A 9449-nucleotide genomic window follows, 5' to 3' on the forward strand; every position below is an offset into this window, starting at 1 on the left:
GAACATCTCACATGAGGTTCAGAATGCGATCGCCCCGCCGCTTGCCCTCCCTGACTGCCTTGCGCGCCTTGGAAGCCGTGCGCGAGACCGGCTCGGTGACCGCCGCGGCGCGGCGGCTGAGCGTCTCGCATTCGGCGGTCAGCCATCAGATCAAATACTTGGAAGACTGGATCGGGCGGCCCATCACGGTCCGGCGCGGGCGCTCGGTGGCGCTGACCGAGGCCGGGGAGAGCCTGGCACGGGTCGTCAATGACAGCTTCGACGCGATCCGGCACGAGATCGACCTGCTTCCGCTGCGCTTCGGGCGCGCGGTGTCGATTTCGGCGCTGCCGGTCATCGCGGAGGAAGTCCTGATGCCGCGTCTGCCCGCGCTCCAAGCCGCGCATCCGCGGCTCAACGTCCACATTTCGTTGGCACAAACCGACCGCCCGAAGACGCCCGTCCCGGATGTCGAGATCGTGTTCCGGCAGCGCGACCGAACCTTGCCGACCGACTTGGCCTTCCTGCCCGGCGACGCCGCGCCGGTCTGCGCGCCGCATTTCCTGGCGGCGGCGGGGGGCGACCCAAGGGAAGCGGTGCGGCGCGGCCCGCTGCTCCGCGACGAGGATTCGCGGATGTGGCCGGAATGGCTGTCCCGCGCCGGGCCGGATTGGGAGGCGCCCGAGGCCCCGCAGGCGATCTACCTGGAGGGCTCGTTCCTTCTGCAAAAGGCCGCCGAGTTGGGAATCGGCATCGCGATCTGCCGCCGCGCGACGATCCGGCGCGCGGTCCGGGAGGGGCGTCTCGTCGAACTGTCCGACATCGTGATCGACGCGGATTGGGCCTATACGCTGCGCGTCGCGACCGCGCGAGAGATCGAGCCGGAGGTCAGGCTGGTGACCCAGTGGCTCCGCGACGTGTCGCAGGCCGAGGCCGGGCAAGCGCGCTGAGCGCGACGGCCCGCCGGTCAGGCCGCGTCCTGGCGGCCGATACCGATGCGGCTGCGATGCGGCCCAAAGAGGCAGGCGAGTCCCAGGATGGCGCCGGAGACCACCGCGATCATGCCCGCCGCGCTGACCGCATGCGTTGCCCCGAACCAGAGCGGGCCGTAGCCAGCGAGGACATAGCCTAGAACCGCCGACAGCGTGGCGAAGGCGACCGACCACCAGACCTGACGTTCCAGGCGGTTCGTCATCAGCCGTGCGGCGGCTGGCGGGCAGATGAACATCGCGATCACGATGATCGAGCCCACCGCGTCGAAGGCCGCGACCGCCGCGACCGCCGCCGTCAGCACCAGTCCGAACCCCACCGCCGCAGAGGGGATGCCCAGCGCCTCCGCGAAACCTTCGTCGAAGGTGGAGATCTTGAGCCAGCGCCAGAACAGCACGGTGAGCGCGACCACCATGGCGCAGACGATCGCGATGCGGGGCAGCTCGTCGGGCAAGGAGGCGAGCGCGACCGGGTCGAGCAATGACCCCCAGCCATCCGCGCGGAACCAGATGAGCGATTCCAGGTTCCCCATCAGCGCGTGCTCGACATCGAGATGGACGCGGCTCGTGTCCGACTGCTCCAGGATCAGGACGCCGGCGGCGAACATGGTGGTAAAGACCACGCCCATCGCCGCGCCCGGCTCGATGCCGCCCAGGCGCTTGACCGCTTCGATCAGGATCACCGCGACGACGGCCGCGCCCGCCGCGCCCAGCAGCATCGGGATCGCGGCGACGACCCCCGTGAGCAGGAAAGCCACGACGATGCCCGGCAGCACGACATGGCTGATCGCGTCGCCGATCAGAGCCTGACGCCGCAGGATCAGGAAGTTGCCCGGCAGCGCGCAGGCGATGGCCGCAAGCGTCCCGATCAGGATCGGAGTCAGCGAGAACTGGACGAATTCGGCCCCCATCACGCGCCCCCCACGGCGGTTGGCGGGCCGAGCCGCCGGTCGAACTCGGTGATCTCGTCGGCGGTGAAGACCTCTTCGATCGGGGTCACGCCATCGTAGCGGCCGGTCAGCCCCGCATCCTGGTGGATCTCGCGCGCCACGTCCCAGCGGCGCTCGTCGCGGGCGACCTTGGCGGCCTGGGCGCGCCCGGCCTCGGTCGGCACGCCGTCGGGGCGGACCAGCCCTTCGCGGGCGAGCAGGCGCAAGGTGTAGGCCTCGCGGATCGGGTGCTGCGCGGCCAGCGCCAAGAGGCCCTGGCGGCGATGCACGCGGGCCTGGAAGCTGCGATGGCGGAGGACGGCGGCCAGCACGCCGCGGCCCGGCGCGAAAAGCAGCGAGACCACGAAGAGCACCGCCGCGACCAGAACGATGATAGGCCCGGTTGGCAGCGCCGGCGCCGAAGCCGAGAGCACCGCGCCCAGATAGCCCGACAAGCCGCCCACCGCGCCCGCGACCCAGATCACCCGGCCCGACCGCTCGGTCCAGAAACGGGCGGTGACGGCGGGAATGATGAGCATGGCGACGATCAGGATCAGGCCCACGAGCTTCAGCCCGATCACCGTGACGGCCATGACGAGGCCCATCATCAGCAGGTCGATGCGCCGCACGTCGTAGCCCAAGGCGGCGGCGTAATCGCCGTCGAAGGCCACCAGCGTCATCGGGCGGCGCAACAGCCAGGTCGCGAAGACCGTCAGCGATCCGCCGACCGCGATGACCACCGCGTCCTGGAACAGCATCCCCGCCGTGGAGCCCAGCAGGAAACTTTCGAGCCCCGCCTGCCGCCCCGCGCTCATGGATTGGATCACGGTCAGCAGGACGATGCCGATCCCGAAGAACACGCCCAGCACCGCGCCGATGGCCGCGTCCTCTGCCAGCCGCGTCCTGCGCGTGATCCACTCGATCGTCAGCAGCCCGATCCAGGCTGTCAGGGCCGAGCCGAGAAGAAGGCCCAGCAGGCTACGACCGTCGCCGCCCAGCGAGACCATCACGATGAAGGCGAGCCCCACGCCGGGCAGGGTCGCATGGGCCACGGCATCCGAGACCAGCGCGCGCTTGCGCAGAAAGAGAAACGTCCCCGAAGACCCGGCCGCGAAACCCAGAAGCGCCGCGCCGATGGCGACCAGCGCCGCGTTATAGCCCGCCTGTAGCAGCAGGGCTTCGAAGAAAGGGCTCACTGGGCGCCGCCCGCCACCGCCAACTCGTCGAGATGGGTCGCAGCCAGACGCCCGCCATAGGTCGCCTGGAGCGTCTCCGCCGTGAAGGTGGTCGCGACGGGCCCTTCGGCGATGCGCCGGACATTGATTAGGAAAACGTGGTCGAAATAGTCGCGCACCGTCGAGAGGTCGTGATGCACGGCGACGACCGCCTTCCCCTCGGATTGGAGCGTCTTCAGCACGTCGATGATCGCGCGCTCCGTCGCCGCATCGACCCCGGCGAAGGGCTCGTCCAGCAGATAGAGATCGGCATCCTGCGCCAGGGCGCGGGCCAGGAAGACGCGCTGCTGCTGGCCGCCGGAGAGCTGGCCGATCTGGCGATGGGCGAAATCCTGCATTCCGACGCGGGCCAGGCAGTCGCGCGCGCGCGCCGCCATCGCGCCCGACAGGCGTCCCAGCAGCCCGACCTTGCGGTAGAGCCCCATCTGCACGACGTCGAGCACGGTGGTGGGAAAGTCCCAGTCGACGCTCGCGCGCTGCGGCACATAGGCGATGCGGTCGCGGGCCTGGTCGATCGGTTTGCCGAAGACGAGGATCTCGCCCGACAGCCGGGGGATCACCCCGAGCGCCGCCTTTAGAAGCGTCGACTTCCCCGCGCCGTTCGGTCCGATGATGGCCGACATCGTCTTGGCCGGAAAGGTCGCGTCGACCGAGAACACCGCCGGCTTCTCTCCGTAGGAGACGGTCAGGCCGCGCACGGCGAGCGCGGCGTCCGAGGGCGGCGGCTCCTGGGCGATCCGGCCGTCTTGCGCGGCGACCATGGGCCGCGGCGGGCGCTGTGCGGGGGCGCAGCTCAATTGAGCAGGTCCTGCATGCCGCGGGCGGGCGCCTCGCCGCCGAGGGCCGCGGCGATGGTCGTCGCATTCGAGTCGATCATGCCGATATAGGTTCCTTCATAGGTGCCCGGCTCGCCCATCGCGTCGGAATAGAGCTCTCCGCCGATGACGACCTCGTGGCCCGCGGCCGCTGCGCCTTCGATCAGCGCACGCACGTTCCGGTCCGAGACCGAGGTCTCGACGAAAACCGCGCCGATATCGCGCGCAACGAGCAGGTCGACGAGTTCGCCGATCCGCTGGAGCCCGGCCTCGGATTCGGTCGAGATCCCCTGAATGCCGATCACGTCGTAGCCATAAGCGTTGCCGAAATAGTTGAACGCGTCATGAGCGGACAGGAGGACGCGGCTCTCGACGGGAACGGAGGAGAGGACCTCGGTCGTGTAGCGGGCGAGATCGTTGAGTTCGGAGACATAGGCCTCCGCATTCGCCGAAAAGGCCGCCGCGTGTTCGGGGCTGACCTCGGCCATGGCGTCGCGAATATTGAGCACCACCCGCGCCCAGAGATTGGGGTTCATCCAGAGATGCGGGTCGAAACGGCCCTCGTAATCCTCGGACCCGATGAGCAGGTTCTCCGGGACCGCCTCGGCGACGGCTACGACCGGCCTGTCCTGCCCGAGATCGAGCAGGAACTCCTCCATCTGCGCCTCAAGATAAAGGCCGTTCCAGAGCACCAGATCGGCGCGCACCATCGCCGTGATGTCGGTGCGCGTCTGACGGTAGGCATGGGGGTCGACCCCAGGCCCCATCAGCGAGCGGACATCGACCAGATCACCCCCGATCTCGCGCGCCGCATCGGCGATCATGCCGGTCGTCGCGACGATATCCAGACGATCCTGCGCCGCGGCCCAGCCGGCGGGCAGACAGACGATGAGGGCCAGAGCCGCGAGGGCCCTTCTGGACAGTGTCATGTAAATCGCTCCCATGAGGATACCCGTTCGTGCGGGATGCCTTATGAACCCAGAGATATGCGAACCGTTCGCAACGTCAAGGGTGGTGAAAGACGTTCTCAGAAACGTTGAGTTCTGTCGCCGGCGCGGTTATGTGCCGAGTCATGGCGGAGCACTTTTACAGCAGCGAAGGCGACGCGCTTCTGCGGGCCGCGGATCTGAGGATCACGCGCCCGCGCCAGGCGATTGCCCGCGTCCTCTCGGAGGCGCGCGATCACCCGGACGCGGATCAGGTTCTGCGCCGGGCCAGACGCCATGACCCGTCGATCAGCCAGGCCACGGCCTACCGGACATTGTCGGTGCTCACCGAGTCCGGGATTCTGCGCACCCATACCTTCGATGGGAGCGCCACCCGCTACGAGCTGGCCGAGCGGCCGCATCACGATCACCTCATCGACGTGGAGACGGGCGAGGTGCGGGAGTTCGTCTCCCGCGAGATCGAGGCGCTCCAGGCCCGCATCGCCGCCGAACATGGGTATGAGATCGTCGCCCATCGGCTGGAACTCTACTGTCGCAAGGCGGGATAGCCGGACCGCTGCCGTCCAGGGGAGCGATCCGGCACATTCCGCGCGTCGGCCCTCCGAATTGTCAGGGGGCGTCCAGCGGGGCAGGGGGTCTCCGGTGGCGCGTGGGCCTGGCCGCGGGCAGGGCGTCCGGTAGCCGGAGTCGCGCGCCGAGGAGGCCCGCCTCAACATTTTTGCAGTTGAGGCCCCCAACCCGCGCTCTATACCCACCGCTATGCGTGAAACAGCGCAGGACGCGCCCGAGGCCGCCACCACGAAGCGGCCACGGGCATCATCCTTGGGAGGAAGACTATGCGCACTCAGACCATCAACCGGCTCGCGGCTAGCGTTGCCACTTCAGTTTTCTGCGTCGGCGCCGCTGTCGCCGACGGCCATGTGGACCGGACCGGCTGGCCCGAAAGCTTCACCGTCGGCACCGCGTCGCAGGGCGGCACCTATTTCGCCTACGGCTCGGGCTGGGCGAACCTCGTGGCCGATGAGCTCGGCATCTCCGGCGGCGGCGAAGTCACCGGCGGCCCGATGCAGAACATGGCGCTGGTCCATACCGGCGACGCGGCCTTCGGCATGACCACGATGGGCCCCGCGGCCGAGAGCATCGCCGGCACCAATCCGATCGCGCCCGGCCTGCCGATGACCAATGCCTGCGCGATGTTCCCGATGTATCAGACGCCGTTCTCGGTGACCGCGCTGAGCTCGTCGGGCATCACGTCGATCTCCGAGATCCCGGCGGGCGCGCGGATCGGCTTCGGTCCGGCGGGCTCCACCTCCGACACCTACTTCCCGCGCATGATGGAGACGCTGGGCGTCGACTTCGAGCGGCGCAACGGCGGCTGGTCGGACCTCGGTGGACAGCTCCAGGACGGCCTGCTGGACGTCATCGCCTTCGCCGCCGGCGTGCCCGTCCCGGCCGTCAGCCAGCTGGAAGTGCAGACCGACGTGAACATCATCGAGTTCACCGAGGAAGAGCAGGCGACGATCCTGGACGCCTTCCCGGTTTCCGAATTCGAGATCGGCGCCGACGTCTACACGACGCTCGAGGCGCCGGCCCGCTCGGTCTCCATGTGGAACTTCGCGATCGCCAATTGCGATCTACCGGCGAGCTTCGTGAACGCCGTGGTGGACGTGGTCATGTCCGACAACGAGAGGATGGTGAACATCCACCGCGCCGCCGCGTCGACGCTCCCCGAGAACTGGGACAAGAACAACGGCGTTCTGCCCTGGCATCCGGGCGCGGCGCAGTGGTTCATCGAGAATGCCGGCGCCGACATTCCGGCCGACCAGATCCACGGGAACTGATCCGTCGCCAGTAGGAACTTGTCAGGGGCCGCGCCACCCGCGCGGCCCTTGCATTTCGACTGTCCCGTCGTCAACAATTCTCAACAGACCAGCGCCCCCGACACGCGATCCACGGCGCTCAATAGAGGAGGTCCGCCCATGGCCGAGAGCAAGATCGACCAAGAGGCGGAAGACCGAGATCCCACCGGCACGGTGATCGCCGAAGGCGTCGACGAGGAACCGGTCGAGCGCAACCGCCGCACCTATAGCGGCGCGGCCTTCATCTTCATCGCGACGGTCGCGACCGTCTACGCGGCGTTCCACATGCTTGCGCTGAACGGCGTCTCCGTCTCGAACCTGACGGGCATCGAGTTGCCTTTCCTGCCGGAAGTCCCTCTTGAGACCTGGAATTTCCGTATCGTTCATATCGCCGGCGCGCTGGCGCTGGGTTTTCTTCTGTTTGCGCCCGCGGCCTTCGCGGAGGACGCCCCCGGAGAGCAATCGTCCGGAAACCGGATCGTCTCCCTTGTCGCCCTAGCCTGTGCGGTCCCGGCGCTTGTCGCCGGTATCACGGCGATCGGTTTCGTCGGACAGATCAACTCGGGCGAGTTGCCCGAAATGGGTGGCCTGACGACCTGGGCGGCCTTCCCGGGCACCGAGATCTACGCGGCCGAGGTCTATTGGTTCGGCATCCCGCTGATGATCGCGACCTTCGGCGCCATCGTGCTCGGATGGTTCGAGCGGCGTCCGCGCGACGCCTTCGCCGCCTCCGACATCGTCCTGGTGCTCTGCGCGGCCGTGGTCGCCATCTACCTGATCGCCATCTACGACACCGCGGCGCGCAACTCGGTCGGCACGCCCTTCGTGCCGATCGGCGTGGCTTTTGCCGCCACCGCGGGCTCAGCGATGATCCTGGAACTCACGCGCCGCGTGGCCGGCCTGGCGCTGGTGGTCATCACCGGCATCTTCCTGGTCTACACCTTCACGGCCCACCTGCTGCCCGGCATCCTGGCGGTGCAGAACCCCTATACCTGGCAGCGGTTCTTCGGCCATGTCTACTCGGATGCGGGCATCCTGGGGCCGACGACCGCGGTCTCCTCGACCTACATCATCCTGTTCATCATCTTCGCGGCCTTCCTTCAGGCCTCCAAGGTGGGCGACTATTTCGTCAACTTCGCCTTCGCGACGGCGGGACGCGCGCGGGGCGGTCCGGCCAAGGTGGCGATCTTCGCCTCCGGTCTGATGGGCATGATCAACGGGACGAGTGCGGGCAACGTGGTCGCCACCGGCTCGCTGACCATCCCGCTGATGAAGAAGGTCGGCTACAAGCGGCAGACCTCCGGTGCGATCGAGGCGGCCGCCTCGACCGGCGGGCAGATCATGCCACCGATCATGGGGGCAGGGGCCTTCATCATGGCCGAGGTCACGGGGATCCCATACCAGGAGATCGCCATCGCGGCCATCATCCCGGCGATCCTCTACTTCGCCTCGATCTACTTCATGGTCGATTTCGAGGCCGCCAAGCTGAAGATGCGCGGCATGCGCGAAGACGAGCTGCCGCGCCTCGTCATGCTGATGAAGCAGCTCTACCTCTTCGTGCCGATCATCATCCTGATCGTCGCGCTCTTCATGGGCTATTCGGTGATCCGGGCGGGCACGCTGGCGACTGTCGCGGCCGCCGTCGTCTCCTGGCTGCCGGTGATGATGGTGCGCCTTTTCCCCGACAGCCTGCCGGCTGCGGCGGTCTCTGGCATGGGGCCGCGCGCGATCTTGAAGGCGTTCGAGCTTGCCGGGATCATGTCGATCCAGATCATCGCCGTCTGCGCCTGCGCGGGGATCATCGTGGGCGTCATCTCCCTCACGGGCGTCGGAGCGCGCTTCTCGGCGGTGCTGCTGGACCTCGCGGGGGTGAGCCAGCTCTTGGCGCTGTTCTTCGCGATGTGCATCGCGATCCTGCTGGGCATGGGAATGCCGACGACGGCGGCCTATGCGGTGGCGGCCTCGGTCGTGGCGCCGGGTCTGGTTCAGCTGGGCATCCCGCAGCTGACGGCGCATTTCTTCGTGTTCTACTTCGCCGTGGTCTCGGCGATCACGCCACCCGTGGCGCTGGCGAGCTATGCGGCGGCGGGGATCTCCGGCGCGAACCCGATGGAGACCTCGGTCGCGTCGTTCAAGATCGGCATCGCGGCCTTCATCGTGCCGTTCATGTTCTTCTACAACTCGGCGATCCTGATGGACGGCACTTGGTTCGAGGTCATCCGCGCGGCAATCACCGCGACCTTCGGCGTCTTCCTGCTCAGCGCCGGCGTCCAGGGCTGGTTCATCGGCGGTCGGCCCGCGTGGTTCCTCCGCGTCGGACTGATCGCGGCGGCGCTGTTCATGATCGAGGGCGGGCTGATTTCGGATCTGGTCGGGCTTGGGCTGGCGGTCGGCATCTACTTCATCCAGCGCGTCGTCCGGCCAAACCCGGGCGCAACCATCCCGGTACGCGGCGCGGATTGACGGGCGATCCTGCGGCGGCGTGATCGCCGCAGGACGCTGCCGGTTCGGTGCGGCCGGAGCCGCGCGAAGTGCCGCTCGGGGATCAATCCATATTACATAATCCTGATTATCTCACTAATTGACGTAGCCCGGTGCGCGCTACTTCCAACTGCGACTTTCTTTCGATGACAATGACTTGTCGGATGGAAGGAGTCGAGGAATGGGCCGGAAATACGCGCAACTGAGCGTTGAGG

Annotated in this window: 8 protein-coding genes; 4 read left to right on the forward strand and 4 right to left on the reverse strand. The window is 67.7% G+C overall.

Annotated features, from left to right (window positions below; translation table 11 throughout):
- The first annotated feature begins 23 nt into the window (after window positions 1-23).
- Complete coding sequence (locus DTQ71_RS17450) at window positions 24-929, forward strand: LysR family transcriptional regulator (protein WP_170125480.1); 906 nt, start codon at window positions 24-26, stop codon at window positions 927-929.
- A 17-nt stretch (window positions 930-946) separates the two neighbouring features.
- Here the strand turns inward: DTQ71_RS17450 and DTQ71_RS17455 are convergent, their stop codons facing one another.
- Genes DTQ71_RS17455 through DTQ71_RS17470 form a run of 4 tightly spaced genes read right to left on the reverse strand, consistent with a single transcriptional unit; the run spans window position 947 to window position 4876 of the window.
- Window positions 947-1879: a metal ABC transporter permease gene (locus DTQ71_RS17455; RefSeq protein WP_109565583.1), complete on the reverse strand. Its 933-nt coding sequence runs from the start codon at window positions 1877-1879 to the stop codon at window positions 947-949.
- Window positions 1879-3093, reverse strand: a complete 1215-nt coding sequence (locus tag DTQ71_RS17460; protein WP_109565584.1) for a metal ABC transporter permease — start codon at window positions 3091-3093, stop codon at window positions 1879-1881. Before DTQ71_RS17460 ends, DTQ71_RS17455 begins: the two co-directional genes overlap by 1 nt.
- Complete coding sequence (locus DTQ71_RS17465; protein WP_109565585.1) at window positions 3090-3893, reverse strand: metal ABC transporter ATP-binding protein; 804 nt, start codon at window positions 3891-3893, stop codon at window positions 3090-3092. Before DTQ71_RS17465 ends, DTQ71_RS17460 begins: the two co-directional genes overlap by 4 nt.
- 32 nt (window positions 3894-3925) lie before the next feature.
- A complete protein-coding gene (locus DTQ71_RS17470) occupies window positions 3926-4876 on the reverse strand; it encodes a metal ABC transporter solute-binding protein, Zn/Mn family (protein ID WP_109565586.1) in 951 nt (316 codons plus the stop codon).
- 143 nt (window positions 4877-5019) lie between these two features.
- Between DTQ71_RS17470 and DTQ71_RS17475 the strand changes: the two genes are divergently transcribed.
- The 3 genes from DTQ71_RS17475 (at window position 5020) to DTQ71_RS17485 (ending at window position 9216) form a co-directional block, all read left to right on the forward strand.
- Complete coding sequence (locus DTQ71_RS17475; protein ID WP_109565587.1) at window positions 5020-5442, forward strand: Fur family transcriptional regulator; 423 nt, start codon at window positions 5020-5022, stop codon at window positions 5440-5442.
- A gap of 288 nt (window positions 5443-5730) precedes the next feature.
- Window positions 5731-6735 (forward strand): TAXI family TRAP transporter solute-binding subunit, encoded by a 1005-nt coding sequence (locus DTQ71_RS17480; RefSeq protein ID WP_109565588.1) that lies wholly within the window; start codon window positions 5731-5733, stop codon window positions 6733-6735.
- Window positions 6736-6873: 138 nt separating this feature from the next.
- A complete protein-coding gene (locus tag DTQ71_RS17485) occupies window positions 6874-9216 on the forward strand; it encodes a TRAP transporter permease (protein WP_109565589.1) in 2343 nt (780 codons plus the stop codon).
- Window positions 9217-9449 lie beyond the last annotated feature (233 nt).

This window comes from Jannaschia seohaensis, from assembly GCF_900116765.1.
Classification (GTDB): domain Bacteria; phylum Pseudomonadota; class Alphaproteobacteria; order Rhodobacterales; family Rhodobacteraceae; genus Jannaschia; species Jannaschia seohaensis.

Coding starts and splice junctions, on each gene's coding strand:
- DTQ71_RS17450 (WP_170125480.1), top strand. CDS start 24: ATGCGATCGCCCCGCCGCTTGCCCTCCCTGACTGCCTTGCGCGCCTTG.
- DTQ71_RS17455 (WP_109565583.1), bottom strand. CDS start 1,879: ATGGGGGCCGAATTCGTCCAGTTCTCGCTGACTCCGATCCTGATCGGG.
- DTQ71_RS17465 (WP_109565585.1), bottom strand. CDS start 3,893: ATGGTCGCCGCGCAAGACGGCCGGATCGCCCAGGAGCCGCCGCCCTCG.
- DTQ71_RS17470 (WP_109565586.1), bottom strand. CDS start 4,876: ATGACACTGTCCAGAAGGGCCCTCGCGGCTCTGGCCCTCATCGTCTGT.
- DTQ71_RS17475 (WP_109565587.1), top strand. CDS start 5,020: ATGGCGGAGCACTTTTACAGCAGCGAAGGCGACGCGCTTCTGCGGGCC.
- DTQ71_RS17480 (WP_109565588.1), top strand. CDS start 5,731: ATGCGCACTCAGACCATCAACCGGCTCGCGGCTAGCGTTGCCACTTCA.
- DTQ71_RS17485 (WP_109565589.1), top strand. CDS start 6,874: ATGGCCGAGAGCAAGATCGACCAAGAGGCGGAAGACCGAGATCCCACC.